The organism is Rhodococcus sp. NPDC057135 (assembly GCF_042670865.1).
GTDB lineage: Bacteria > Actinomycetota > Actinomycetes > Mycobacteriales > Mycobacteriaceae > Rhodococcus_F.
Map to the genome: position 1 here is coordinate 122,001 of NZ_JBHUUU010000001.1, position 26,277 is coordinate 148,277.

General features: G+C 62.9%; 18 protein-coding genes and 1 tRNA gene. 11 read left to right on the forward strand and 8 right to left on the reverse strand.

Annotated features, from left to right (window positions below; translation table 11 throughout):
* Window positions 1–122 precede the first annotated feature (122 nt).
* A complete protein-coding gene (locus tag ACFT1A_RS00545) occupies window positions 123–1,541 on the reverse strand; it encodes a DUF3662 and FHA domain-containing protein (protein ID WP_020905627.1) in 1,419 nt (472 codons plus the stop codon).
* Window positions 1,542–1,794: 253 nt separating this feature from the next.
* Between ACFT1A_RS00545 and ACFT1A_RS00550 the strand changes: the two genes are divergently transcribed.
* Window positions 1,795–1,880: transfer RNA gene (locus ACFT1A_RS00550), tRNA-Leu, on the forward strand.
* 53 nt (window positions 1,881–1,933) lie between these two features.
* Here the strand turns inward: ACFT1A_RS00550 and ACFT1A_RS00555 are convergent.
* Window positions 1,934–2,275 carry a hypothetical protein gene (locus ACFT1A_RS00555; RefSeq protein ID WP_378445314.1) on the reverse strand — a complete coding sequence of 114 codons (342 nt, stop codon included), beginning with the start codon at window positions 2,273–2,275 and terminating at the stop codon, window positions 1,934–1,936.
* A gap of 495 nt (window positions 2,276–2,770) precedes the next feature.
* Here ACFT1A_RS00555 and ACFT1A_RS00560 point away from each other — a divergent pair, with 495 nt between their 5' ends.
* Complete coding sequence (locus tag ACFT1A_RS00560; RefSeq protein ID WP_378445316.1) at window positions 2,771–3,985, forward strand: protein NO VEIN domain-containing protein; 1,215 nt, start codon at window positions 2,771–2,773, stop codon at window positions 3,983–3,985.
* 55 nt (window positions 3,986–4,040) lie between these two features.
* Here the strand turns inward: ACFT1A_RS00560 and ACFT1A_RS00565 are convergent, their stop codons facing one another.
* Together ACFT1A_RS00565 and ACFT1A_RS00570 are read right to left on the reverse strand one after the other, a co-directional pair.
* On the reverse strand, window positions 4,041–4,940 hold the full coding sequence (locus tag ACFT1A_RS00565) for a GIY-YIG nuclease family protein (RefSeq protein ID WP_378445318.1): 900 nt from the start codon (window positions 4,938–4,940) through the stop codon (window positions 4,041–4,043).
* A gap of 83 nt (window positions 4,941–5,023) precedes the next feature.
* Window positions 5,024–6,463 (reverse strand): phytoene desaturase family protein, encoded by a 1,440-nt coding sequence (locus tag ACFT1A_RS00570; protein WP_378445320.1) that lies wholly within the window; start codon window positions 6,461–6,463, stop codon window positions 5,024–5,026.
* Window positions 6,464–7,019: 556 nt separating this feature from the next.
* On the opposite strand from ACFT1A_RS00570, the gene gltB reads away from it, so the two are divergent.
* From gltB to ACFT1A_RS00585, 3 genes are all read left to right on the forward strand, one after another.
* Entirely contained in the window at window positions 7,020–11,618 is a 4,599-nt protein-coding gene (gene gltB, locus ACFT1A_RS00575; RefSeq protein ID WP_378445322.1) for a glutamate synthase large subunit, read from the forward strand.
* Window positions 11,611–13,062 carry a glutamate synthase subunit beta gene (locus ACFT1A_RS00580; RefSeq protein ID WP_378445324.1) on the forward strand — a complete coding sequence of 484 codons (1,452 nt, stop codon included), beginning with the start codon at window positions 11,611–11,613 and terminating at the stop codon, window positions 13,060–13,062. Before gltB ends, ACFT1A_RS00580 begins: the two co-directional genes overlap by 8 nt.
* 183 nt (window positions 13,063–13,245) lie before the next feature.
* Window positions 13,246–14,142 (forward strand): cutinase family protein, encoded by an 897-nt coding sequence (locus ACFT1A_RS00585; protein ID WP_378445326.1) that lies wholly within the window; start codon window positions 13,246–13,248, stop codon window positions 14,140–14,142.
* Here ACFT1A_RS00585 and ACFT1A_RS00590 read toward each other — a convergent pair whose 3' ends face one another.
* Window positions 14,143–14,697, reverse strand: a complete 555-nt coding sequence (locus ACFT1A_RS00590; RefSeq protein ID WP_378445328.1) for a DUF732 domain-containing protein — start codon at window positions 14,695–14,697, stop codon at window positions 14,143–14,145.
* Between the two features lie 212 nt (window positions 14,698–14,909).
* On the opposite strand from ACFT1A_RS00590, the gene ACFT1A_RS00595 reads away from it, so the two are divergent.
* Together ACFT1A_RS00595 and ACFT1A_RS00600 are read left to right on the forward strand one after the other, a co-directional pair.
* Complete coding sequence (locus tag ACFT1A_RS00595) at window positions 14,910–15,782, forward strand: hypothetical protein (protein ID WP_378445330.1); 873 nt, start codon at window positions 14,910–14,912, stop codon at window positions 15,780–15,782.
* A gap of 150 nt (window positions 15,783–15,932) precedes the next feature.
* Window positions 15,933–16,658, forward strand: coding sequence for a hypothetical protein (locus ACFT1A_RS00600; protein ID WP_378445332.1), 726 nt, complete (start codon window positions 15,933–15,935; stop codon window positions 16,656–16,658).
* Between the two features lies 1 nt (window position 16,659).
* Here the strand turns inward: ACFT1A_RS00600 and ACFT1A_RS00605 are convergent, their stop codons facing one another.
* Window positions 16,660–17,562: an SDR family NAD(P)-dependent oxidoreductase gene (locus ACFT1A_RS00605; RefSeq protein WP_378445334.1), complete on the reverse strand. Its 903-nt coding sequence runs from the start codon at window positions 17,560–17,562 to the stop codon at window positions 16,660–16,662.
* A 71-nt stretch (window positions 17,563–17,633) separates the two neighbouring features.
* On the opposite strand from ACFT1A_RS00605, the gene ACFT1A_RS00610 reads away from it, so the two are divergent.
* Window positions 17,634–17,924: a putative quinol monooxygenase gene (locus tag ACFT1A_RS00610; RefSeq protein WP_003943546.1), complete on the forward strand. Its 291-nt coding sequence runs from the start codon at window positions 17,634–17,636 to the stop codon at window positions 17,922–17,924.
* Between the two features lie 174 nt (window positions 17,925–18,098).
* The gene (locus tag ACFT1A_RS00615; protein WP_378445336.1) at window positions 18,099–19,718 is read left to right on the forward strand and encodes an ABC transporter substrate-binding protein; all 1,620 of its coding nucleotides are present in this window, start codon (window positions 18,099–18,101) and stop codon (window positions 19,716–19,718) included.
* Between the two features lie 57 nt (window positions 19,719–19,775).
* Here the strand turns inward: ACFT1A_RS00615 and ACFT1A_RS00620 are convergent, their stop codons facing one another.
* Window positions 19,776–22,088, reverse strand: coding sequence for a pyruvate dehydrogenase (locus ACFT1A_RS00620; protein WP_378445338.1), 2,313 nt, complete (start codon window positions 22,086–22,088; stop codon window positions 19,776–19,778).
* 292 nt (window positions 22,089–22,380) lie between these two features.
* Window positions 22,381–22,701 carry a UBP-type zinc finger domain-containing protein gene (locus ACFT1A_RS00625; RefSeq protein WP_378445340.1) on the reverse strand — a complete coding sequence of 107 codons (321 nt, stop codon included), beginning with the start codon at window positions 22,699–22,701 and terminating at the stop codon, window positions 22,381–22,383.
* A gap of 26 nt (window positions 22,702–22,727) precedes the next feature.
* Between ACFT1A_RS00625 and ACFT1A_RS00630 the strand changes: the two genes are divergently transcribed.
* Complete coding sequence (locus tag ACFT1A_RS00630) at window positions 22,728–24,323, forward strand: Na+/H+ antiporter (protein WP_378445342.1); 1,596 nt, start codon at window positions 22,728–22,730, stop codon at window positions 24,321–24,323.
* A 193-nt stretch (window positions 24,324–24,516) separates the two neighbouring features.
* Window positions 24,517–26,136, forward strand: a complete 1,620-nt coding sequence (locus ACFT1A_RS00635) for an ABC transporter substrate-binding protein (RefSeq protein WP_378445344.1) — start codon at window positions 24,517–24,519, stop codon at window positions 26,134–26,136.
* Window positions 26,137–26,277 lie beyond the last annotated feature (141 nt).

Below are 26,277 nucleotides of genomic sequence, written 5' to 3' on the forward strand. Positions count from 1 at the left end.
AGCATCATAGGGGGCTCTGGGCCCCGAAGATCACGATACTGACAGCCGCGTGACGGCGGCGCGCCGACGGACCGCCGAATGTTCGATTGTTATCGGAAAAATCCTGGCGTCCGTTTCTCAGCTCAGAGAATGCGAACCAGAATCTCCGAGTGACCTGCGCGAATGATGTCGCCGTCTGCCAGCTGCCAGTCCTGGACCGGTGCTCCGTTGACGGTGGTGCCGTTCGTGGATCCCAAATCGGACAGCATCGCGGTGCGGCCGTCCCAACGGATGTCGATGTGGCGACGTGAGACGCCGGTGTCCGGGAGGCGGAACTGAGCTTCCTGGCCGCGGCCGATGACATTGCTGCCGTCGCGAAGCTGGAAGTGACGTCCGCTGCCGTCTTCGAGCTGCAGGGTTGCCGTCAGGCTCTGGGCCGTCGGTGCGTAACCGCCCTGCGGCTGGGCGTAGCCCTGCTGCGGGTAGGCCTGCGTCTGCTCGAAGTTGCCGCCCTGCTCGTAGCCGGCCTGCTCGTACGGCTGCTGTGTGTACGCCTGCTGGTCGTAGCCGCCCTGCTGGTAGCTCTGCTGGTCGTAGCCCGGCTGATCGTAGGACTGGCCGTTGTAGGGCTGCTGGTAACCCTGCTGGTCGTAGCCGCCCTGCTGGTAGCCCTGCTGGTCGTACCCACCCTGGTACGCCTGCTGGCCGTAGCCCTGCTGGTCGTAAGGCTGCTGCTGGTAACCCTGCTGGTCGTAGCCGCCGCCCTGCTGGTCATAACCCTGCTGGTCGTAACCGGCTTGCTCGTACGGCTGCTGCTGGTTCGGGTACGCCTGCTGGTCGTAGCCACCCTGCTGCTGGTTGTAGCCCTGCTGGTCGTCGCCCGTGCGGTAACCGTCGCCGCGGTCGTAACCGTTCTGGTACGGCGCTTCCTGGCCCTGCGGAGCGGCGTAACCGCCGTCGTCGTGGGAGTACCCGTTCCGTGCCGGCTGCTGCGGTTCGGGCTGGCGACCCGCCGGTTCGCGGCTTGGTTCGTAGCCTGAGTTCTGCGTCATGGGGCCGGCTCCTGGTTGTGACGGGACTGGATTGGAAACAGGGGGAACAATCGGTGCGGGTCGCTGAGGCGGCCGTTGTGGAGGCCGCGACGAAACCTGCGGAACATGCGACGGCGGTGATGCCTGCTCGGCGTCACCATCCGGGTCGACGGTTCCGCGGGTGCGGAACTGACCGGTGTGGAGCGTAGGCGAAGGCTCGAAAGTGACCGAGATGTCGCCGTACGTCTGCCAACCCTGATCGCGGATGAAATCCTGCAGGTGTCGGCTGAAAGCCTTTGTCGTCAGTTCGCGATCAGCTGCCAACTCTTCGTGATCGGAGTTGTTGATGGTGATCACGTAGTTGTTGGGGGCGAGAAGGATTCCGCCGCCGAGGTGCTCGACGCGGTCACGTGCCTCCTGCTGGAGCGCCGCCTCTACTTCCTGCGGCACAACACCACCACCGAAGACCCGCGCGAATGCGTCGCCGACAGCTCCTTGGAGCTTTCGTTCGAAACGCTGCACGATGCCCATCGGGCCCTCCTCTCGCCTCGCATCACGACGGCTAAATGCTCGGCAAGTAGCGCCGGCACCGCCTTGTCGCGTGTCGTCCAAACTGCTGTACAGGTTCCACGGTACTGTCAAATGTCGCTTCGGCAGTACCTGGCCGCTGTTTCAGCATGGTATCGGTTCTGGGCTTTTGGGTGCTCGGTGTTCATCGATTCGTGCCCTGATCTGCACGAATAGAACTTTCAAAGTTTGTCGTGATAATGTTTCGGCGTTGCTCGGGCGAGTGGCGGAATGGCAGACGCGCTGGCTTCAGGTGCCAGTGTCCTTAGGGACGTGGGGGTTCAAGTCCCCCTTCGCCCACCACAAGACGAGGCTACAAACTCTAGCGAGTTTGTAGCCTCGTTTTTTGTTGTCGGCTATCTGGCCGCAGCCTGAATGAAGCTCAGAACGAAGTCCAGTGCGGTGCCTTCAAAGGAGTCGTTGACTGGTTGAGTGGCCGCGGCGGGCACAGTGATCTGAGGGTTCATCATCCCTGGCGGCAGTGTGCCGGGTGGGAGATTGATGATGGCGTTGATGTCGTAGATGGTGTTGTCGGGACCGTTGGTCACCGAGAACGAGATACTGCCGAAGTCGACGATCGGAGTGTCGGCCGATGCAGTACCAACTGCGCTGCCGAAGGTGATCGCGGCAGCGAGTGCGCCGACACCGAGGGCCGCGGTGGTCCGGGACAAACGAGTAGGCGTTTCGGGTCCATTCACAGATGTGCTCCCTTTCGTGGTGACAGCATCCGTGCACGGACGCCGAGCAGCCAGGAGATTGCAACCACTATCGAGGAAGATAACGGACAATCACCCCATGGCGGGGTGGTTCGGCACGAAGTCCTTCGTCGTTCTGGAGCTATCGGGATGGGGGTTGCAGCCTGATCACCGTTGCAGGACTTCACAATGATGTGTTTTGTAGTCACCGCTTTGATCGTGGTTCGCCAACCGTGTACGGCGGCTAAGAGGGATACGGCACCAGCGACAGATTGAAGAACCGGTTGGCAAGGTCAATGAAGATCGCCTAGAGCCAATGAAGAATGTGGCTAGTTGTATGGGCGCGAACATTTGTTACACGATGCCGGCGGGGCCTCTTGGTCCATTGCGGAAATGAAGAAGGTGCGATTAGGGCGTTGTGACTTTGTCGGTCATGGGATGTAGATATTTGCACTTTTGGCTCTGTCTCCGCGATCATCTGTAGTCGATCCAAATATCGTGGAGGAAATCTTGTACGGATGGTGGGAGACGTTCGAGCACTATTGCGTGCCAGGGTCGTCGCCGGTGGCAACGTCATCAGATCTTATGCGTATCGAGGAGCATGCCCGAGCCGAGAGCAAGTACCCACGAAAGCAAAAGGTTATTGGTCGGCGAACAGGAAATGACTGGCGGATAGCCTATGTGATCCGCTCTAGCGGTCTCCACGAACAGAATGCACAGCAAGCGGCACTTTACGACAAGGCCCGCCAAGGCGGATCGCGCGGCAATCTTGCTGAGATTCCACCGCAATCGGAGACGGTGATCAATACGCTCAATCTGGACCAGCCCTCTATGGAAGTTTTTGATAGTCGTGGAGCACTGATCGTGACGTGGAATCCAGATCAATGGGATTGGGGCGCTGATTATTACGACGCCATAGAACGGACCGCGATGGGCGAGAGCGTGCCGGACAGTTGGTCCACCGGTGGGCGAAAGAGCGGGGTCGATCCGGAGGACCGGGTCTTCCTGCTCCGTCAGGGGGCACACGGCCGAGGCATAGTTGCTTGTGGCTCGGTAACCAGCGAAGTTTACGAAGACGACCACTGGGATGGGTCCTCGCGCTCGGCGAACTATGTTCGAATCGAATGGTCCACTGTCCTTGCCGTCGAAGACATGTTGCCGACCGCGGACCTGGAAGCAGCTATGCCGAAACAGCATTGGAGCCCTCGAGGTGGCGGAATAATCCTGACGGCGACCGCGGCGTTGGAGCTGGAAGAGTTGTGGTCGCAGCACTGTGACAGCCTTGACGTCGAATGTGAAGGTCGGCCCGGCCGCGGGGCGATACAGGGACGCGAATTGGATCCGGTGCTCCGAAAGAAGATTGAGGACGCTGCACAGGATCGACTGATGGAGCACTACCGCTCACGTGGGTGGAAGATAACGGATACCCGGATTGGTAACCCATTCGACGCGACGGCGGAAAAGGACGGAAAAATCCTGTTCTTGGAAGCGAAAGGCACACAGACACTTGGCGCTGCGGTCTTGGTGACGCAGCGCGAAGTTGAGCATGCGCGAGTGCATGCTGATTCGACGATAATGGGGATTTGGTCAGGAATCGAATTCAACGATGACGGCGATGTTGATCAGACCTCAGGAAAATTTCGCATTATCCCCTTCAATCCGGAATCTGGCGAGTTGACTCCCGTGACGTTGAAGTGGTGTCCGAGCAACTAAGCGGCGATATATCCGAAATGTCGTCCCCATGGGGACGACATTTCGGACTTCACCTTCAGGTCAAGGCCGGAACATCTTCGGACAGAGCTAGGGCTTCGATCTGATTGATCGAAAGCCCTGCAGCGCTCTTCCATCCCTCTCGTCCCTGTGTACGGCGACCAAGGAGTATCGCGCCGGCTCCGCCAGGAGTCTTGAAAAGATGATCCTTGACGAACACCAGTTCAGCGCCGTCGATTGTCACAACGCCGTCCGCTTGCAGAGATTCGCGAGTGCGGATAGTCCAGGAGTCCGCGTTTTCGCTCACCTCGGGTCGCCCTTTCGAACCGGCGCACACGAGCATCCCCTCCGGCGTCATGTAACCCGCCGCCTCGCATCCAGATTTGTGGAAGAAGAGTTGGTCAGCGACGTTCCCTTGATCAGTCGCATCGACTGTTGCGGACGTTCTGCGGAGCGGCTCGAGGATGGGTTCGCCCAAAGTTGCCAGTAATACCGCGATCGTTTCAAGATATTCGAAGCAATCGGCTTCCAGTGGCTCCGGTGTATGGGGGTTCGACGCCTGATTGCCGTTCTGAAGCGCGTACCGATCGGCTTTGGAGGCCCTGTCGATCGACAACCATTCGATGTAGGCCACGTGAGTGGAGGTCCACTCGTTTGTGAGCGAAACAGCGACCATCGCCTTGGTCCAGAACTCTTTCTTAGGGGATGCCGCGTGCTGCTGAAGGCGTGCGCCGACGTTGCCCGACTGGCCGATGTATGCCTTGGGTGCCCCATCAGTGTCGTCGCCGAAGAGGTAGTAGACACCGACCTGGGAGGCTTCTCGGCGGCCCAGAAAGTCTTTCAGCAGTGGGCGAGGAACTTCGAAGACGCGGACGGTTCTGGTGGTGATGCTCGCAATCCGGATGCCGGCGGGGTTTCCAGTCGGAAGGTGGATTTGGATTGTCTGCGCCCGCGCCATTAGTTGAGTTCTTTCTCTAAGTCTGTAATTCGTTGTGTCACATATCGGTTGGGTAACCTTAGTCGAACGGGTCTTGGGACGCCTCAGCCGCGCGCCTTCAGCGCCGCCCGCGCAGCATTGAACCCACCCATCCCGTGGACCCCGCCGCCCGGGGGAGTCGCGGACGAGCAGAGGTAGACGCCCTCAACCCCAGTGGCATAGGGGTTGAGCCCGAACCGGGGGCGCGCGATGATTTGCCGCGCAGTGTTCGCCCCCGCGGAGATGTCGCCGCCCACGTAGTTGGGGTTGTACGCCTGCATTTGCGGCACATTGCGCACGTGAACGCCCACGATCCGGTCCCGGAATCCCGGCGCAAAACGCTCGATCTGACGCGTCACCGCATCGGTGGCGTCACCCGGATAGCCATGCGGCACATGCGCATACGCCCACACGGGATGGATGTCTCCGACGGAACGGGAAGGGTCGGCCAAGAACTGCTGGCCCAACAGAATGAAGGGCTTATCCGGCATCTGACCCTGAACGGTCTGGCGTTCGACAGCTGCAGTTTCCGAAATCGTCCCGGACAGATGCAGGGTGCCGGCCTTGCGGGCATGCGGATTCGTCCACGGCACGACGCTCCCGTCGGAATCACCACGCACGGCGTAGTCGACCTTGTAGGCGGCGGTGCCGTAGCGGAATTTGCGGTAGGCCCGGGCAATACGGTCGGGCTGCCGGCCGTCGAGCAGACGACCGGCCGCGTCTGGTGCGATGTCGAGCATCACGATGTCGTAGTCGGCGATCTGGGAGTAGTTGGTGACCCAGTTCCCGGTTTCGATGGTGCCACCGAGGCTGCGCAGGATCGAGGCGAACGCCGCGGCGATGGATCCTGAACCACCCTGTGCCACAGGCCAACCGTTAGCGTGGGCGGCCGCGGTCAGCATTGACGCGACAGCACTGGACAGGGGGAGGTTCAGCGGCCCGAACATGTGCGCCGCGACGCCACCGAACAGCGCCCGGGCTTGTGGGGTCTTGAACATCCGAGCGAAACCCGTCGCGGGAAGCAGAGCGCCCGTCCCGAAACGGGCGAGCATCAGCGGGTGCTTCGGGACGTGGACGATCGGCTTGAAAACGTCCTGCACCAACTCGTCGAAGTTCTCGGATAGGTATCCGAAGACGTCGAGCCACCTCTTACCGTCGACACCCAATCCCTCAGCGGTCCGGTTGATATCGCGCCACAGAACCCCGGCGGTGCCGTCGTCGAGTGGATGGACCAGTTGGATCTCGGGCCACAGCCACGTCAGGCCATGTTTGGCGAGCCCGAATTCGCGGTCGAGTTCCTTGAAGTAAGGAGAAGCCAAGGCCGTGGGATGGAAGGCGGAGCAATCGTCGTGGACGAGTCCGTCGACTATGTATTCGCTACTGCGGGTGCCACCGCCGATCTTGTCCGCACCCTCGATGACATGGACGTCGATTCCTGCGCGGGCGAGTTCGATCGCCGCTGCGAGGCCGTTGGGGCCACTGCCCACCACTACTGCTGTTGTCATTTGCTCTTTGCCACCCGTCTTCTCAGGTGTGAGCCTACGGAAATTACAGCGATGGCATTCTGCGAGCAAACAATTCAGGCCTAGACCTTGGTTGATCGATCAACTTTTGTTACAGTTCGAGGCGCACTGGCCGCAGCTGATTCTTATCGCTGCGGCCAGTTGTTGCATTTATCGCCTGTCGCGCCTGTTTCCTGCGGATTCGGTATCCTGTGAATCGGAACTTCTCTGCACAGACGCAGCTCCGAAATCTGTCGAGGGGCCTTCTGGCTCCCTGCATCGCCGCAGTTCAGAGCAATTATAGGGCTACCTTAGTTGCGCCCGTGCCGGGGTTCTGAATTATCGTTTTCGTTACACGGTTGACTCACAAAAGTTTCAACCGACCGAAGACTCACGTCGCCGGGTGCCAGAACGCACACCATCGCGTCTGCGCAGGGCGGCTACTTCGGTGGTACCGAACACATCGTCGTGTCGGTGCTTTGAAGGACTTGCATTGCAAGTTGATGGCCATCAGCGCTGCTGGTCGTCGGTGCATCTTTATGGCATACGAAGGCTGGGTATGAAGCAACTTCCAGGCCCCCAGGGCCTCTATCACCCGTCCAATGAGCACGACTCCTGTGGAGTCGCATTTGTTGTCGACATGCATGGTCGCCGCAGCAGGGACATCGTCGAAAAGGCGATCACCGCTCTGGTCAACCTCGAGCATCGCGGCGCTGCCGGATCCGAACCCAACACGGGTGACGGTGCGGGCATTCTGCTGCAGGTTCCCGACAAGTTCTTCCGAGCTGTCGTGGACTTCGCGCTGCCCGCCGAAGGTGCGTACGCAACCGGTATCGCATTCCTCCCGCAGGGCGACGCCGATGCACACGAGGCTGCTGCTGCAGTCGAGAAGATCGTCGTCGAAGAGGGCCTGAAGGTTCTCGGCTGGCGCGAGGTCGGAACCGACGACTCATCGCTGGGCGCACTGGCGCGCGACGCGATGCCGACGTTCCGTCAGATCTTCATCGGCTCCGAGGGTGACAAGTACACCGGCATGGATCTCGAGCGTCGTGCATACGTGGTGCGTAAGCGCACCGAGCACGAACTCGGCTCCGAAGGCGCCGGCAAGGGTGGCCCGGGTAGCGAGACCGTGTACTTCCCCAGCCTGTCCGGCCAGACGTTCGTCTACAAGGGCATGCTCACCACCCCGCAGCTCAAGGGTTTCTACCTCGACCTGCAGGACGATCGTGTCGAGAGCGCACTGGGCCTGGTCCACTCGCGCTTCTCCACCAACACGTTCCCGTCGTGGCCGCTGGCGCACCCGTTCCGCCGGGTCGCTCACAACGGTGAGATCAACACCGTCACCGGCAACGAGAACTGGATGCGCGCTCGCGAGTCCCTGATTGACAGCGACGTCTTCGGTGGCCGCGAGAACCTGGACAAGATCTTCCCGATCTGCACCCAGGGCGCCAGTGACACCGCTCGTTTCGACGAGGTGCTCGAGATGCTGCACCTCGCCGGCCGCAGCCTGCCGCACGCAGTTCTCATGATGATCCCGGAAGCCTGGGAGAAGCACGAGAGCATGGACCCCGCCCGTCGGGCGTTCTACGAGTACCACTCGGCACTCATGGAGCCCTGGGACGGACCGGCGTCGGTGTGCTTCACCGACGGCACCGTCATCGGCGCCGTGCTGGACCGCAACGGTCTGCGTCCGTCGCGTCTGTGGATCACCGAAGACGGCCTCGTCGTCATGGCGTCGGAGGTCGGCGTCCTGCCGATCGATCCGTCCACCGTGGTCCGCAAGGTCCGCCTCCAGCCCGGCCGCATGTTCCTCGTGGACACCGCGCAGGGCCGGGTCATCAGCGACGACGAACTCAAGTCCGAACTCGCTGCCGAGCACCCGTACCAGCAGTGGATCGACGAAGGTCTGATCCACATGGACGACCTGCCGGACCGCCCGTACACGTACATGTCGCACGAGCGCGTCGTCCTGCGTCAGCAGCTCTTCGGTTTCACCAGCGAAGAGGTCAACCTGCTGGTCAAGCCGATGGCACTCTCCGGTGCCGAGGCTCTGGGTTCGATGGGTACCGACACTCCGATCGCCGTGCTCTCGTCACGTCCCCGGATGCTGTTCGACTACTTCTCACAGCTCTTCGCTCAGGTCACCAACCCGCCTCTCGACGCGATTCGTGAAGAGGTTGTCACCAGCCTCGGCGCGACCATCGGCCCCGAGGGCGACCTGCTGCACCCGAATGCGGACTCCTGCAAGCAGATTGCGCTCCCGCAGCCGATCCTGCACAACGACGACCTGTCGAAGCTCGTTCACGTCAACGACGACGGCGAATTCCCGGGCTTCCGCAGTGTCGTGATCCGCGGCCTGTACCCCGTCAAGGAAGGCGGCGACGGTATCCGTCGTGCGCTCGAGGGCATCAAGTACCAGGTCTCGCAGGCAATCGAGGGTGGCGCACGCATCGTCGTGCTCTCGGACCGTGAGTCCACCGAGGACTACGCGCCGATCCCGTCGCTGCTCCTCACCTCGGCTGTGCATCACCACCTGGTTCGCGAGAAGTCGCGCACCAAGGTCGGTCTCATCGTCGAGGCCGGCGACGCCCGCGAGGTGCACCACATGGCGCTCCTCATCGGCTTCGGTGCCGCAGCGGTCAACCCGTACATGGCTTTCGAGACCATCGACGAGTTCCTGCAGAACGGTGAGCTCGAGGGTCTGACCCTCGAGAAGGGCATCGCGAACTACATCAAGGCAGCCGGCAAGGGTGTCCTGAAGGTGATGTCCAAGATGGGCATCTCGACGCTCGCGTCGTACACCGGTGCGCAGCTGTTCCAGGTCATCGGCCTCTCACAGGAGCTGACGGACGAGTACTTCACCGGTCTGCAGTCGCAGCTCGGTGGCATCGGCCTCGACCAGATCGCAGCCGACGTCCAGGCACGTCACGCCGTTGCATACCTGGATCGCCCCGAAGAGCGCGCTCACCGCGAGCTCGAGGTCGGCGGCGAGTACCAGTGGCGTCGTGAAGGCGAGTACCACCTGTTCAACCCGGACACGGTCTTCAAGCTCCAGCACGCAACTCGCACAGGTCAGTACGAGGTGTTCAAGGAGTACACGACCATGGTCAACGACCAGTCGGAGCGCCTTGCCGCTCTGCGTGGTCTGTTCGACTTCAACATCGGCAAGCGGCCGTCGATCTCGATCGACGAGGTCGAGCCGGCCAGCGAGATCGTCAAGCGTTTCTCGACGGGTGCGATGAGCTACGGCTCCATCTCCGCCGAGGCTCACGAGACTCTCGCGATCGCGATGAACCGTCTGGGCGCTCGCTCCAATTCCGGTGAGGGCGGCGAGAACCCGTCGCGCTTCACGCCGGACGAGAACGGCGATCTGCGACGCAGTGCCATCAAGCAGGTCGCGTCGGGACGCTTCGGTGTCACCTCGCACTACCTGAGCAACTGCACGGACATCCAGATCAAGATGGCGCAGGGAGCCAAGCCCGGTGAGGGCGGCCAGCTTCCGGCTCACAAGGTGTACCCGTGGGTGGCCGAGGTTCGGCACTCCACGCCTGGCGTCGGCCTGATTTCGCCGCCGCCGCACCACGACATCTACTCGATCGAGGATCTCGCTCAGCTGATCCACGACCTGAAGAACGCCAACCCGCAGGCCCGCATCCACGTGAAGCTGGTCTCCGAGGTCGGCGTCGGAACCGTCGCGGCCGGTGTCTCCAAGGCACATGCCGACGTCGTTCTGATCTCCGGTCACGACGGTGGCACCGGTGCCACCCCGCTGACCTCCGTCAAGCACGCGGGCGCACCGTGGGAGCTCGGCCTCGCCGAGACCCAGCAGACGTTGCTGCTCAACGGTCTTCGTGACCGCATCGTCGTGCAGGTCGACGGCCAGCTCAAGACGGGTCGCGACGTCGTCGTCGCTGCCCTGCTCGGCGGCGAGGAGTTCGGCTTCGCCACCGCACCGCTGGTGGTCTCGGGCTGCATCATGATGCGCGTCTGCCACCTCGACACCTGCCCCGTCGGTGTCGCGACGCAGAACCCGTTGCTGCGTCAGCGTTTCAGTGGCAAGCCGGAATTCGTCGAGAACTTCTTCATGTTCATCGCCGAAGAGGTTCGCGAGCTTCTCGCGGAACTCGGTTTCCGCACGCTGCTCGAAGCAGTCGGCCAGGTCGACATGCTGGACACCAAGCGCGCCCTCGAACACTGGAAGGGAAGCAAGGCAGGCAATCTCGATCTGTCGCCGATCCTCACCCAGGTCGAGTCCGCGTTCATGGACCAGGACGTCCACTGCACCGGCACGCAGGATCACGGTCTCGACAAGGCGCTCGATCAGCAGTTGATCGTCTCGGCCCGCAACGCACTCGACAAGGGTGAGGCGGTCTCCTTCGAGTCCGCGATCACCAACGTCAACCGCACGGTCGGCACCATGCTCGGCCACGAGGTCACCAAGGCGTTCGGTGGAGAGGGCTTGCCCGAGGGCACCATCGACATCACGTTCACCGGTTCCGCCGGTAACAGCTTCGGTGCTTTCGTGCCCAGCGGTATGACCCTGCGCCTGCACGGCGACGCCAACGACTTCGTCGGCAAGGGCCTTTCGGGTGGACGCATCGTCGTACGCCCGCCGCTCGATGCAGCGGAAGGCTTTGTCGCCGAGGACAACATCATCGGTGGCAACGTCATCCTGTTCGGCGCCACCAGTGGCGAGGCTCTGCTTCGCGGTGTCGTCGGCGAACGCTTCGCAGTCCGTAACTCCGGCGCCACTGCCGTCGTCGAGGGTGTGGGCGATCATGGTTGCGAGTACATGACGGGTGGAAAGGTGGTCATCCTCGGAGCCACCGGACGTAACTTCGGCGCCGGCATGTCCGGTGGCGTCGCGTACATCTACAACCCCGACAAGGCATTCGAGAAGAACCTCAACACCGAACTGGTGGACCTCGAGGATCTTTCGGGCGACGACTTCACCTGGTTGAAGGGCGCCATCGAACGTCATCGCGACGAAACCGGCTCCGAGGTTGCCACGCGCATCCTCGCTGACTGGTCGCAGCAGGTGGGTCACTTCGCAAAGGTGATGCCCCGCGACTACAAGAAGGTTCTTTTGGCCATCGCGGCCGCAGAGAAGGATGGCAAGAACGTGGACGAGGCAGTTATGGAGGCAGCTCGTGGGTGATCCAAGCGGCTTCCTGAAGCACACGTCGCGCGAACTTCCGGTTCGCCGGCCGGTGCCGTTGCGCCTGCTCGACTGGAAAGAGGTCTACGAGGAGTTCCCGAAGGAAACCCTCAAGACCCAGGCCAGCCGTTGCATGGACTGTGGAATTCCTTTCTGCCACAACGGTTGCCCTCTCGGAAACTTGATTCCCGAGTGGAACGACCTGGTCTACAAGGACCACTGGCACGACGCCATCGAGCGTCTTCACGCGACCAACAACTTCCCGGAGTTCACCGGTCGTCTGTGCCCCGCACCCTGTGAGGCGTCCTGTGTCCTGGGCATCAACCAGGATCCGGTCACCATCAAGCAGGTCGAGGTCGAGATCATCGACAAGGCCTTCGACGAAGGGTGGGTCAAGCCGGTTCGCGCCGCGCACGCCACCAACAAGAGGGTCGCAGTTGTCGGCAGTGGTCCGGCCGGTCTGGCTGCAGCGCAGCAGCTGACCCGCGCCGGTCACGCAGTGACGGTCTTCGAGCGGGCAGACCGCATCGGCGGCCTGCTGCGCTACGGCATCCCCGAGTTCAAGATGGAGAAGCGGCACATCGACCGCCGTCTCGAGCAGATGGAAGCCGAAGGCACCGTCTTCAAGACCAACGTCAATGTCGGCGTGGACATCACCGCGGACGAGCTGCGCGAGCAGTTCGACGCAGTGGTTCTGGCCGGCGGCGCCACCGCTGCTCGCGATCTTCCGATCCCGGGCCGCGAGCTGGACGGCATCCACCAGGCGATGGAGTTCCTGCCGATCGCCAACCGCGTGCAGTTGGGTGACCTCGACGCTCCCACCATCACCGCTGAGGGCAAGAAGGTTGTCATCATCGGCGGCGGCGACACCGGAGCCGACTGCCTCGGCACCTCGCACCGCCAGGGTGCGGCCAGCGTCCACCAGTTCGAGATCATGCCGCGTCCGCCGGAGACTCGCGCCGAGCAGACTCCGTGGCCGACGTACCCGCTCATGTTCCGCGTGGCTTCGGCTCACGAGGAGGGCGGCGAGCGTCTGTTCTCCGTCAACACCGAGAACTTCGTCGGTGAAAACGGCAAGGTCACCGGACTCAAGGCTCACGAGGTCGAGATGAAGTCAGGTCGCTTCGAGAAGGTCGAGGGCTCGGACTTCGAGCTCGAAGCCGATCTCGTGCTCCTGGCCATGGGCTTCGTCGGTCCCGAGAAGCCGGGTCTGCTCACCGATCTCGGTGTCGACTTGAACGAGCGCGGCAACGTCGCCCGCACGTCCAAGTGGAACACCAACGTCGACGGCGTGTTCGTGGCCGGCGACATGGGCCGCGGTCAGTCCCTGATCGTCTGGGCCATCGCCGAGGGACGTTCCGCAGCAGCGGCTGTGGACACCTACCTCGAGGGTGTCACCGCCCTTCCGTCCCCGATCCACCCGACAGCGGCTCCGCAGCGCTAGAGGCTCTTACAAGTCCGCACCCCACCGCAACGGTGGGGTGCGGACTTGTTTCTGCCCGTAATTCGTACGATCTGTAACAAACCTTCATCAATCGTGCATCGGACAGACATACCGCCCAGGCAGTATGATTCCTGAGCATCGACAGTGGTGTAAGGGTTGTTTCAGGTAAATCAGGGGAGTTTCATGCGTGCGAGGCGTCTCGTTGCGGTGTTGTCGGCACTTGCTGCGGCAGTAGTGGTACCGGTTGTCAGTGCTCCTGTGGCGTCGGCTGATCCCTGCCCCAGCCTCTACGTCGTGGCCATCCCGGGAACGTGGGAGCCCTCGGGCACCAGGCCCGGCGCCGGCATGCTTGCCCCGGTGACCAACGGGCTTCCGGGCTCCGTGCGCACCGATTACGTCACCTACTCGGCGACGGCGTTCCCCTGGGAATCCAACGTCTACGCCAAGTCGAAGCAGCAGGCCGTCGACAATGCCCGCGGCATGATCGGCGCCATGGCAGCCTCGTGCGGTGACACTCGCTTCGCCATCGTCGGATACAGCCAGGGTGCCGACGCGGCAGGCGATCTCGCCGCCGAGATCGGAACCGGCATCGGCGTTGTCCCCCCGACTCGCGTGGAGGGCGTCGGCTTGCTGTCCGATCCCCGTCGATCCGAGTCCGACGTCCTGATCGGACCCGCTGTCGGTGGTAGTGGTGCAAGTGGCCCGCGCATCGGTGGGTTCGGTTGGCTGTCAGGCAAAACGGTGACGCTGTGCGCGGTCGGTGACCTGTACTGCTCGACGCCCAAGGACGATTTTGTGATGCGTCTGGCCGGATTCATGGCTCAGGCGTCCGATCCCACTCCCGCAAGTGCGCTCGCGCTGCGCGACGAGGCCGCCGTGATCGTCAACGATCTGGTGACCGCTGGTGGGCTCCCCGCGCTGATCGCTCAGCTCGATCCGGGCGCGAATTCGCGGCGCGTTGATCAGTTGGTCGACTTCTACGGCTCGCAAGTCCACACCGACTACACGCGTTACGTCGTTGACGGCGCGGGCAATTCGGCTACATCCTGGCTGCACGGCTGGTTGGCCGGCAAGGCCTGATCAGCAGTACGTCTGCTGCGCGGTGTCGACGTAGATCTCGGCGATGCGCTGCGAGGACATCGGTGTGATCTGCGAGTACACCTCGCCCACGGAGTTGAACTCCGCCAGCACCTCGGACCGAGGCATGCCGTCGGCAAGAGCCTTGCACGTGCCGTCGGCGTAGAGGATCTCTGCGGAATCCATTCCGGCGGGAGGGATCCCGGCCAGGCGCAGAGCGGCGATGTACCGCTGCCCCTTCTCGCCTGCGTTCGCGACGATCTCTTCCGGTGAGCGTGCGTCGATCGGTGCGTTTGGCAGTGGCACTGCGTTCGCCGGTGGCGCTACCGGTGGGGGCGTCGATTCGACCACGCTCGGCGCGGCTTCCGGAGTTGCCGCGGGTGGGCTGGTCGCCAGCGCCGACAGGGACTCGGGGGCAGTCGAACTCGACGTTGCCGCCACAGTAGTGCTGGTGGCAGCAGATGTGGATTCCGCTGCATCGCTGTCGGATTGGCTGCTGCAGCCGCTGAGGAGTAGGCCCGCTGCCGCGACGCAGAGGACCAGTCTGTTCGTGTTCATCACCCGTGAGTGTTACACACCGTACCGCTTAGTTTGTCCGTTTTAAGGAAACTCCCTTTTGCCCTGTTTTTAAGTCGAAGTCCTGTGATATACATCTGTCCAGTTGTTACTTGTGAGTAGGAGCACTCCGCAAGCCCTCGTCGGCGGCGGTCGAAACACAAGCAATGACTGCGAGTTTCGTCCCCCATCACATAAACGGCAGGGAGAATTCAGTGCAGAAATTTCACAAGAACGGCAACAGACGTCTCGGCACGCGCGTGGCCGTTATTGCAGGTACCGCGGGCGCGGTCCTCGCTTTTGCGGCACCGATGGCCTCGGCTCAGGATCCGGTCGACAATTCGGTACCCGGCGCCGCAGTGTGTCCGGCTACTGCCGAGTCCTGTGTGTCGGTTGTGGTTCAGAGCGGGACCTTCGACAACAACGGCTTCAACCTGCCGATCGGAAAGGGCGACATGATCATTGCCGCCGAGGCCGGGTCCGGCGAGGGCGAGACCACCGTCCTTCTCCCGCGCGACGACGGACATAACGGTGTCTACTCCAAGCCGTTGACCGTTCCGGGCGGAGTCCTTGGAATCGACCTGCCGTTCGGCAATCTGTTCGGCCTGGCCGCCGTCACCGCCGAGGTGCAGGCAGTAGAGGCGCCGACCCTGAACGGCATCATCACCGACATGGATCTGAGCATCCCGGTCCGGATGAAGATCAACAACGCGTTCCTCGGCGACAACTGCTACCTGGGTTCCGAGGCGGCGCCGGTGAATCTCCGTCTCTCGCCTGACCCGTCGGTGGTCCCGACCTACACGGTGCTGCCGTCGACTGCGCTGAAGGTGAGCCCGGTCGGGAACGAGGCCACCGGCTTCGCGCTGCCCGCCGCCAGTGGTTGCGGACCGTTCGGCGTCCTGAATCCGATCGTCAACTGGCGAGCAAAGGTGCCGGCCACGTCCGGAACCTCGCTCAGCACGATCTCCGACGCCTACCTGTACCCGGGAGGGCTCACCGGTAGCGATCCTCTCGACGATCTCGGCGGCGGAACAGGTTCCAGCGGTTCCAGCGGCTCGAGCGGTTCGTCCGGAAGCTCCGGTTCCTAGAAATTCGGATGCCCAGACGCAGCGGTGGTGACGGAATGTCACCACCGCTGCGGCGTCCGACCTGTAATAACCTGTGCCTCAGGGTGGGCGAAGGCGGCACTCCATCAGGAGGAACTGCGCGGCCACGAAATCACAGGGGAGTCCTCAAACATGTTTCGAGACAGCGTTCTTGCCAGTCCGGTCCTGCGTCGGGGTGTGACGGCACTGGCAGTGGCGGCCGCGGCCACGATGTTTGTCGGCACTGCAGCAACGGCGGAGCCCACAGCGGTCGCCGGTGAGGTGTCCGCGGACTCCATCGCGGTGGCGCGCACTCAGGCCATCGGAACGACGGTCACCGTCGTGGGAACCGCAACCACACCGTCCGGAGTGTTCGAATCCAGTTTCTACGACAAGGGCTTTGGTCTCCAGAGCGGCAATTCGGGCATTTACATCAGCGATCCGAACAACTCCGGGATTGCTCTCGGCGATCAGGTTCAGGTCACCGGAGTCCTCGCGGATCAGGAAGGACTGCTCGTCGTCCGCCCGACTGCCGTCGAGGTAATCGGTACAGCCACCCAGATCAGCCCGGCGCGATTGCCACTCAATGCAATCGGTGAGAGCAGCGAAGGGCGCCTCGTGACAGTGTCCGGGATCGTGAGCGGACCCGTCGTCGACGATCTGCCGTACGGCCACAAGATCCTGGTCTCGGGCGTCGACGGAAACACTGTCATCTTCGTCAACACCCAGACCGGAATCGACGTCGACGCCATTGCGGTGGGACGCCCGATCACCGTCACCGGTTTCAGTGGTCAGTACGCCAGCACCTACGAGGTTCTTCCCCGTTCGGAAGCCGATGTGCAGCAGGGCTTCACGGGCAGCCTGAGCTTCGGTAGCTGACCTAGATCTCGAACCGAGCTCCGACGCGCATCGATCCGGGCGACAACCGGCTGATCGTGCGTCCGAGCTTGGCTTCGACGGTCACGGGTACGACGGCTTTGTTCGTGCGAACTGCTTTCACGATGGCGCTGGCGACTCGATCAGGCGTGAAGTTTCGCTTCCGGTAGAAGTTGTCGACCTTGGTCTGGTTCTCGAGCTGCTCCTCGGCGGTGGTCCCGGCGAACTCGGTGGTCTTGAGGATGTTCGTGTGAACGAGGCCGGGGCAGATGGTGCTGACGCCGATGCCGTGTGGAAGCAGTTCTGCCCGTAGGCAATCCGAGAGCATGAATACCGCTGCCTTGCTGGTCGAATACGCGGTGAGCGCCTTCTGTGGCGTGTACGCGGCGGCCGAGGACAGATTGACGACGTGCCCGCCGGTTCCTCGGTCGATCATCATCGGGGTGAAGGCGCGGCAGCCGTAGACAACTCCCCAGAAGTTGATGTCCATGACGTGCTCGAACTGGCGTTGCTCGGTGTCGGCGAACGTTCCCGAGAACCCGATTCCGGCGTTGTTGACGACGATGTCCGGTACGCCGTGATGTGCCGCGACCGTCTCCGCGAAACGAATCACGGCCTGTTCGTCGGACACGTCGACCTGGTAGGCGTGCGAACCTCCACCGAACACCGCTTCGGCTCCGCTGGCCTGAGTGGGTGTGTTGATGAGCGCCGCAGTGTCCTGCGCGCTTTCGAGGTTGATGTCGGAGACGACGACGATTGCTCCCTGGGCCGCGAAGGCGAGGGCCGTTTCACGCCCGATGCCGCTGCCCGCACCGGTGATCACCACCAGCGTGCCGGTGAGATCGCGCAGTCGACGCTGCAACTTCGCTCCGCGTCGCCAGCCGGTGACGTCCTTCAGTAGCCCCATTGGTTGCCCTTTTCGTGTGTACGTTTGTGGCGTGTGTCTCTAGCTGACTTCCCCCCTGCGAAAGGTATCCGATGAGCGAGCTTCGTGTAGTTGCAACCATCCCGGCCAAGTCCGGTTCCGAGGACGACGTCCGTTCGGCTCTGACAACTCTCGCGGAGGCGAGTCGGTCCGAGGACGGCTGTGTGTCGTACGAACTGTTCGAGTCAGCGGCTGCGCCCGGCACCTTCGTCACGATCGAAACTTGGCGCGGGCAAGAGGAGTTGGATGCCCACATGCAGTCCCCGCATTTGCAGGCTGCGCTTGCCGCTGCCGGTCCGCTCCTCGACGGCGCTCCGGCGATTCATCCGTTGAAAGGCGCCTGAATCAGAATGAATTCCTGACCTTCGCTAAGGGCCTGACCTGCGAATGTCGCTGGAAAACTGACCAATTGTCGCGCTTCATTCCACTGAGCGGGACCTGCGACTAATACCTGTGCCTTAAGTCACAAACTGTCTCGACAATGCTTCACATCACAGTTTCTGACCTGGAGGTTTTGAATGAGTCGCAGTTCTCGGCGCGGTCACCGCAAGGTTGCCGCCGTCGCGCTGGCTGTCTCCGCCGGCCTGTTCGTCTCGTCGTGCGCTGACAGCGGGAACGGGGGTGGGAGCGGCGACGCACCGGACTCCGGTTCGGGGTTGTCCATCGGCCCGGTCAACGAGCAATCCGGCGACGGTGACGCGGTCAAGGGTGGCACGCTCACGTTCAGCGGGTACTCCGCCGTCACGAATCTCGATCCCGCGAAGACGCAGATCGCCGGTTCGGTCGCCGGTTCGGAGTTGGGCGCCATCTACGACACGCTCTTGCGGTACGACCCGGCGTCCAAGGAATTCGTTCCGAAGCTCGCCGAGTCGATGGAGCCGAGTTCGGACTTCAAGACGTGGACCCTCGAGCTGCGCGACGGTGTGAAGTTCAGCGACGGTACTGCGGTGGATTCGGCGGCCGTCTCGGCGAGCCTGAATCGCTACGTCACCAACAAGGGACCGCAGTCGAGCCTTTATGCGTCGAAGGTTGCCTCGGTCGACACCCCGGATGCGTCGACGGTCGTCTTCAATCTCGTTGACCCGTGGACCGGCATCGAGTCACTGCTCTCCACCGGCCCCGGCATGATCGTCGCGCCGAGTGCCCAGCAGGGTGATCAGTTCACCCCGATCGGCGCGGGTGCGTTCACCCTCGAGAAGTTCGCTCCCAACGAGGAATTGATCCTCGACGCTCGGGAGGACTACTTCGACGGCGCCCCGAACGTGGACAAGCTGCGGTTGATCAGCATCGTCGGTTCGCAGTCCACCACCGAATCGCTCAAGAGCGGCGGCACCGACGTCGCATACATGCGTTCGCTACCGAACGTGCTGGATCTGATCGACTCCGGCTACCCGGGCTTTGTCGACATCCCGTCGCTGTCCTACTTGTCGCTGGTCAACACGGCTCCCGGTCGTCCCGGTGCCGACGTGCGGGTGCGTCAGGCGTTGGCGCTCGCAACCGATCCCGTCGCACTCGACAACCGGCTCAACGAAGGTAAGGGTCTGCCCGGGCAGGTCATCTTCCAGGACACCTCCCGCTGGCACAACGACGTTGCTCCGATCGGCGTCGACACCGCCAAGGCGAAGCAGCTTCTCGACGAGGCCAAGGCGGACGGTTTCGACGGCAAGATCACATACCTGACGCTGCAGGAGAACTCGGCGCAGGCGATGGCTCTGGCACTGCAGTCGATGGCCAACGCCGTCGGTTTCGATTTCCAGATCGAATACGTCAACTCGGTTGCCGATGTCGTGAAGCGTTTGTACGCCGACCGCGACTTCGACATGGCAACAGGTTCCGCCAACCTCGCGGAAGCCGATCCTTTCGAGCGTCTGTACTCGAACCTCAAGTCGGGTGGACGAAACAACGCCACGAGCTTCTCCGATCCGGAGATCGATTCGCTGCTTGATCAGTTGGGTGTAGCGACGTCGAACGACGCGAAGATCGAGGTGCTCGCCAAGATTCAGGAGCGTGCCAATGAGGTTGTGCCGTGGCAGGTTTACGGCAACACCCCCTGGCTCGGTGTGTGGGGACAGAACGTCCACGGCATTCAGCAGAGCCTCGACGGAATCATGTTCTTCGACAAGGCCTGGAAGAACTGACTAGACCCGAGAAGCGTCCCTGCGGGGACGCTTCTCGGCATCAGAGAGTGTGATTGATCAAGAAGTGAGATCGAGGGCGGCGCGGACGATGCTGTCGGAGTCGAGGCCGTGGTACCGGTAGACGTCCTCGAGCGAACCGACCTGACCGAACCGGCTCACTCCGAGCGCAGCGCCCGGGACGTTGTTGATTCCCGTCAGGAACGCGAGGGTGTGCGGGTGTCCGTCGAGAACGGTCACCATCGGCGCGGATCGGCTACTCGGAAAGACCTGATCCAGGATCCACGACGGGCCGTCCGCGAGGCCACGCCGAGACTGGAGCGCTTCGAAGAGCAAGCCCGGGCTGGTCACGCACACCACGTCAGCGGAAATTCCCTGCTCGCCGAGTCTTTCGGCTGCAACCAGTGTTTCGGTGACGGTGGCACCCATACCGACCAGAGTGACGGCAGGATCAGGATTCTGTCGCAGAGTGTAAGCCCCGGCGACCACCTGACGTCGACGGCGTTCACGCGCCGCCGGATCGGTCGGTACCGCGGCCAGGGCCTGATCGACCGGTCGGGTCGACAGACGCAGGTACGACGAGCTGCCGTCCGGTCGGCCCAGGCGTCCGATGCTGTCGAGGAGCGTCCACTCCACGTCGACGGCAAACGCCGGTTCGAAACTGACGCACCCCGGCTGTTCCAGTCCGATGGACGGGGTCTTGATCGACTGGTGCGCACCACCTTCGGCAGCCAAGGTGACGCCCGACGGAGTGCCGACCATGATCGACTGTCCGCCGGCGTAGATGCCGTACGACCACGGTTCGAGAGCCCGCTCGATGAAGGGGTCGTACATCACGCCGATGGGGAAGAGTGGCTGGCCCCAACGACTCCACGTCGCGCCGAGTTCGCCCATCAGCCCGACCAGGTTGGTCTCGGCGATGCCGAGTTCCATGTGCTGACCGGTGGGCTTCTCACGCCAGTGCATGATCGTTTCGGCGTCGTCGGCAAACCAGTTGTGCCGCTCGTTGGGGGACCACACGCCGACCTTGTTCAGCCACCCCGCCAGGTTCGTGGTGGAACTGACGTCCGGGCTCAGTGTGACAACACGTTTCGCGGCGTCCGGTGCTTCGCGGCTGAGGTCGAGTAGTACCCGGCCGAGTGCTGCCTGAGTGGTGGACGTGCCGGAGGGCGTACGCCCGATGTCTTTCGGAACTGCCGGGGGCACCAGGTGCTCCACCTTCGGGCGAGCCAGGCGCCCAGCGGTTTCGGCGCAGATACGGCCCGACGGGCTGTCGGTCTCGAACCGTTCCCAGGGCTTCGACGGATCCATGCCGAGCTCCGCCGCCAGGTGCTCGTACTGCTCGGTGGTGAGCAGCGACGAATGGTTCTGCGGGTGGCCCTGCGTCGGCAGGCCTCGGCCCTTGATCGTGTACGCGATGATCACGGTGGGGCGGGTGTCGTCGATCTGCGCGTAGGCCTCTCGCAGAGCGTCGAGGTCGTGGCCACCGAGATTGCGGATGGCTTCGAGCACCGTGGCGTCGTCGAGGTCGTTGATCAGCGACGTGATCGCGTCGGCGTCCGCCGCGTCGCCGGGCAGTCTCAGACGAACCTCGTCGGCCGTGCATCGCAGCAGACGCTGGTACTCCGGATTCGGCATGTCCAGGATTCGTTCGCGCAGCGCGGTGCCCCCTGGCCGGGTGAACAGTGATTCCAGCAAAGCGCCGAACTTCACGGTGATGACCTGCCAGCCGGCACCCGAGAACATGCGCTCGAGGCGAGTTGCCGCGATGTTCGGCACCACCCGGTCGAGTGATTGGCGGTTGAGGTCGACGATCCACACGATCTCACCCAGTTCGGCAACCGAATGATCGAGAACTGCTTCCCACACAGCGCCCTCGTCGAGTTCGGCGTCACCGACGAGGGAGTACTGGCGCCCGGTTCCGGCGCCGCCGAGGGAGGCGTCGACGTACCGACGTGCAATGGCGCCCCAGATGGGAGCCGTCGCGCCGATGCCCACCGATCCGGTCGAATAATCCACCGGATCAGGATCTTTTGATCGACTCGGGTAGCTCTGCAGGCCCCCGAACTCGCGCAGCGTCGTCAGGTAGGACTCGTCGAGTTCACCGAGCAGATAATTGATGCCGTGGAGCACCGGAGCCGCGTGCGGCTTGACGGAAACCCGGTCGCCGGAACGAAGTTGGCCGAACCACAGCGACGTCATGATCGAGACCATCGACGCGCACGAGGCCTGATGGCCGCCGACCTTGAGCCCACTGGGATTCGGCCGAACACGGTTGGCGTGATGGATCATCGCGGTCGACAACCACAGAACGCGCTTCTCGATCTCCGCCAATGACTCGGGAGCGTTCTGGTTGATGCTGGGGCTGTTCACGGCCGGTCCTGCCTTCAATAGTGGACATCGATCACCGCACCGCCTGTACCCCAGATCGTGGGGCCGACGATGTGGTTGTGATGTATGGCAGGACTTCCTGAGGCCGAACCGTTCGGTGCGGCAAAATCCAGCCGCACCTGTCGATCTGTTGTGCAGATTCTGCGTCAAAGTCCATCATCGGCATACAGATTGGGCAATAGCTACCCACTGGATTGAGCAATGTGCGCAACACTGAGGGCTGTGTGCCGCGACAGGTGGGCACAATGCTCAGTGCACTGCGAGTCGCGCGCGGTCACTCCATCAGATCGTGGACGTAGCACCAGCGCCAGGATTCGCCGGGCTCGTGCGAGCGCATGACCGGGTGCCCGGTTTCGCGGTAGTGATTGGTTGCATGCTGGTGAGGGCTGGAATCGCAGCATCCGACGTGGCCGCAGGACAGGCACATGCGCAGGTGAGACCAGTTATCCTCGCCCAGTTCGGCGCACCCCTGGCAGACGCCGGGCGTCAGCGCCGCCGGGTCCGTTTCGGGCGCATTGGTTAGTTCCTCGCAACCGGTCGGAGCGGGTGCGGGCTGCTGCGTGCGAGCTGCTGCTCGCTTCAGGATTTTCTTCATCGCCTTCCATACTGCATGCTGCCAGGGTGAACGGCATATTACTGGGGGTTGTAGTAGCGGCGTTGCTGGTGGCGGCGGTCGCGCGAAGGTTCGGGCTGTCTTCGCCGCTGATCCTTGTCCTGGTCGGTTTGATCGCCTGCCAGATACCGGGTGTTCCGGAGTTGGAACTCGATCCCGACCTCGTCCTGTTTGTCGTGTTGCCCCCACTTCTGTACTCGGCAGCGCTGGACAGTTCATACCTGGCTTTGCGCTCGAATCTGCGTCCGATCGGATTTCTCGCGGTGGGGCTTCCCCTGGCGACGACGGCCGCGGTGGGCTTTGTCGCCTATCTGATCGTGCCGGAGTTCTCGATAGCGGCTGCGCTGGTTCTCGGCGCCATCGTGGCGCCGCCGGACGCGGTGTCCGCGAGCGCAATCGGACGCAAGCTCGGTCTGCCACGCCGAATCATGACCCTGCTGGGCGGCGAGAGCCTGCTCAACGACGCCACCGCTCTGACGGCGTACAAGGTCGCTCTCGCGGCTGCCGTCGGTACGGGTGCGACGCTGATCGGCGGCTTCGAGACCTTCCTCGTCGCGGCGGTCGGTGGAACGGCGATCGGCCTCGCCGTGGGGTTTGTCATCTCGAAGGTTCGCGGCAAGCTCCAGGATCCGGTGATGGAGAGCGGAATCGGACTGGTGGTGCCCTTCTTCACCTACCTGGCTGCGGAGGAGGTCCACGCGTCGGGCGTCATCGCGGTTGTCGTGGCCGGGTTGTTCCTCGGCCAGCGCTCCACCCGTGCGAGCTATGCGACGCGTTTGCAGGACACGGCAGTGTGGAAGGCCGTCGACCTGATTCTGGAGTCGTTCGTCTTCCTGCTGATCGGTCTCCAATTGCCCAGCGTCGTCAACGGATTGCAGGGGTACAGCACCTCGATCGTCGTCTGGGCGTCGGTTGCCGTTCTCGTGACCGTCGTGGTGGTGCGGATCGCCTGGGTGTTCCCGTTCACGTACGTACCGCGCTGGCTGTCTCCCCGCATCCGGGCGAGGGAACCGGAGATTTCGGCTCGGGCAGTGTTCGTCGTGTCGTGGGCCGGTATGCGAGGGGTCGTGTCACTGGCGGCTGCCTTCGCGATTCCGTTGACTGTCAACAGTGGCGAAGACTTCCCCGGCCGTTCGCTGATCCTCTTCCTGACATTTGTCGTCGTGGTCGGCACGCTACTGCTGCACGGTCTGACGTTGCCGTGGGTCATCCGTGTCCTCGGCGTGCAGGGCAACGAAGCGCAGTCCGACGCGCGCGCTGAGGCGGCCGCACAGGACAAGGCTGCGCGGGCTGCTGCGGCGCGGCTGGACGAGTTGGTCGGAGACGACGTCGACGACGTCCCACAGGTTCGGGATCGTGCCGCAGACATCTTGCGAAGCTGGAACACCCACCGGGCGAACTCGGCGTGGGAGCGACTCGGGCGCAGCGACGAGGATCTGGGGGAGAGCCCGTCGAATGCCTTCCGCTCGCTGCGCCTCGAGATGATCGATGCCGAGCGAGGTGTCTTCATCGCCGAGCGCGATGCCGGCCGGATCGACGACGAGGTTCTCCGAAAGGTACTTCGAGAGCTCGATCTCGAGGAAGCGACGCTGGATCGCGACTAGATCTGGACTAGACCGGCTGGTCTGATCTCGGCGAGGGTATTCGCTGGCCAGGGTCGGTTTACCCGACCGTTGAGGCCTGCAACTTAACCGATTCCACTGAGCGAGACTCGATCCAATTTTCTGTGCCTCCCGTCACAGACTGTTTCGTGTTCAACATCACGTCATGGTCTTACCCCGCCTTGGAGGCATTCGAATGAGTCGTAGTTCCCGCCGCGGAAGTCGCAGATTGGCTGCGGCTGCGCTGGCGATCACCGCAAGTATGTTCCTGGCATCGTGCGCCGACAACGGCTCGGGCAACGGCGGCGGCGAATCCGCTGATTCCGGTTCCTCGCTGAAGATCGGCATGGTCAACGAGCAGGCCGACCCCGGCACTCCCACCAAGGGTGGCACGCTGACCTTCAGCGGCTACTCCGCGGTCACGACTCTCGATCCCGCGAAGGCTCAGGTTGCCGGCGCCACCGGTGGCAGCGAGCTCAGCGCCATCTACGACGTGCTCATGCGCTACGACCCCATCGGGCAGAAGTTCGAGCCCAAGCTCGCCCAGTCGCTCGAGGCGAGTGCGGACAGCAAGACCTGGACGCTGAAGTTGCGCGACGGTGTGAAGTTCAGCGATGGAACAGCTTTCGATTCCAAGGCCGTCACCGACAGCATCAACCGCTACGTCACCAACAAGGGACCGCAGTCGAGCCTCTGGGCTTCCAAGGTTGCCTCGATCGACACCCCGGACGCGACGACGGTTGTCTTCAACCTCGTTGATCCGTGGACGGGCATCCAGTCGATGCTCGCCACCGGACCCGGCATGATCGTTGCCCCGAGCGCCCAGCAGGGTGACCAGTTCACCCCGATCGGTGCCGGCGCGTTCACCCTCGAGAAGTTCGCTCCCAACGAGGAACTGCTCTTGGCTGCTCGCCCCGACTACTACGACGGCGCACCGAACATCGACAAGCTCAAGCTGATCAGCATCGTCGGCGCTCAGCCCACCGCCGAAGCCCTCAAGACCGGCGGCATCGACGCTGCCTACATGCGTACGCTCACCCCGATCCTGGATCTGATCGAGTCGGGTTACCCCGGCTTCGTCGACATCCCGTCGCTCGGCTACATCGCGAACGTGAACATGGCCCCGGGTCGCCCGGGATCGGATGTCCGTGTCCGACAGGCGATGGCGTTGGCCGTCGATCCGGAGACGCTCAACACGCGCGTCAACAACGGCAAGGGGCTGCCCGGCCAGGAGATCTTCCAGGACACCTCGCGCTGGCACAACGACGTCGCACCGATCGGCGTCGATCCCACCAAGGCGAAGGAACTGCTCGATCAGGCCAAGGCCGACGGGTACGACGGCAAGATCACGTTCCTGTCCATCCAGGAACCGTCCGCGCAGGCAACGGCTCTGGCCATCCAGGCGATGCTCAACGCAGTCGGCTTCGACGCTCAGATCGAATACGTCACCGGTGCAGGTGATCTGGTCAAGCGGATGTATGCCGATCACGACTACGACATGAGCACCGCAGCACTGAGCCTCGCCGAGGCCGATCCCTACGAGCGTCTGTACACGGGCATCAAGTCCGGTGGCCGCAACAACGCGACCGGCTACTCCGACGCCGAAATGGATGCTCTCCTGGACAAGTTGGGTGTCGCAACCACCGACGAGGACAAGAAGGCAGTCCTGGCACAGATCCAGGAACGCGCCAACGAGACCGTGCCGTGGCAGGTGTGGGGCAACGTCGCCGCACTCGACGTGTGGAACCAGAACGTTCACGGACTCGAGCAGAGCCTCGACGGAATCGTGCTCTTCGACGGAGCTTGGAAGTCCTAGGGCGCCCGGAAGTCCTGGAGAGCCTGAAGTTCACGGCCGGCCTCGCGCCCATATTTCAGCGGATCGGGGCCGGCTGCGAACGAAGAAATGAAATCAGAGGAACTGCTGTGTATTGCGAGCTCGCTGTCCGAAGGAGACGAA

What these genes read in the sequence shown, in the direction of transcription:
- ACFT1A_RS00545 (WP_020905627.1), bottom strand. Translation starts at nt 1,541, where the DNA reads ATGGGCATCGTGCAGCGTTTCGAACGAAAGCTCCAAGGAGCTGTCGGC.
- ACFT1A_RS00565 (WP_378445318.1), bottom strand. Translation starts at nt 4,940, where the DNA reads ATGGCGCGGGCGCAGACAATCCAAATCCACCTTCCGACTGGAAACCCC.
- ACFT1A_RS00570 (WP_378445320.1), bottom strand. Translation starts at nt 6,463, where the DNA reads ATGACAACAGCAGTAGTGGTGGGCAGTGGCCCCAACGGCCTCGCAGCG.
- gltB (WP_378445322.1), top strand. Translation starts at nt 7,020, where the DNA reads ATGAAGCAACTTCCAGGCCCCCAGGGCCTCTATCACCCGTCCAATGAG.
- ACFT1A_RS00585 (WP_378445326.1), top strand. Translation starts at nt 13,246, where the DNA reads ATGCGTGCGAGGCGTCTCGTTGCGGTGTTGTCGGCACTTGCTGCGGCA.
- ACFT1A_RS00590 (WP_378445328.1), bottom strand. Translation starts at nt 14,697, where the DNA reads ATGAACACGAACAGACTGGTCCTCTGCGTCGCGGCAGCGGGCCTACTC.
- ACFT1A_RS00600 (WP_378445332.1), top strand. Translation starts at nt 15,933, where the DNA reads ATGTTTCGAGACAGCGTTCTTGCCAGTCCGGTCCTGCGTCGGGGTGTG.
- ACFT1A_RS00605 (WP_378445334.1), bottom strand. Translation starts at nt 17,562, where the DNA reads ATGGGGCTACTGAAGGACGTCACCGGCTGGCGACGCGGAGCGAAGTTG.
- ACFT1A_RS00610 (WP_003943546.1), top strand. Translation starts at nt 17,634, where the DNA reads ATGAGCGAGCTTCGTGTAGTTGCAACCATCCCGGCCAAGTCCGGTTCC.
- ACFT1A_RS00615 (WP_378445336.1), top strand. Translation starts at nt 18,099, where the DNA reads ATGAGTCGCAGTTCTCGGCGCGGTCACCGCAAGGTTGCCGCCGTCGCG.
- ACFT1A_RS00625 (WP_378445340.1), bottom strand. Translation starts at nt 22,701, where the DNA reads ATGAAGAAAATCCTGAAGCGAGCAGCAGCTCGCACGCAGCAGCCCGCA.
- ACFT1A_RS00635 (WP_378445344.1), top strand. Translation starts at nt 24,517, where the DNA reads ATGAGTCGTAGTTCCCGCCGCGGAAGTCGCAGATTGGCTGCGGCTGCG.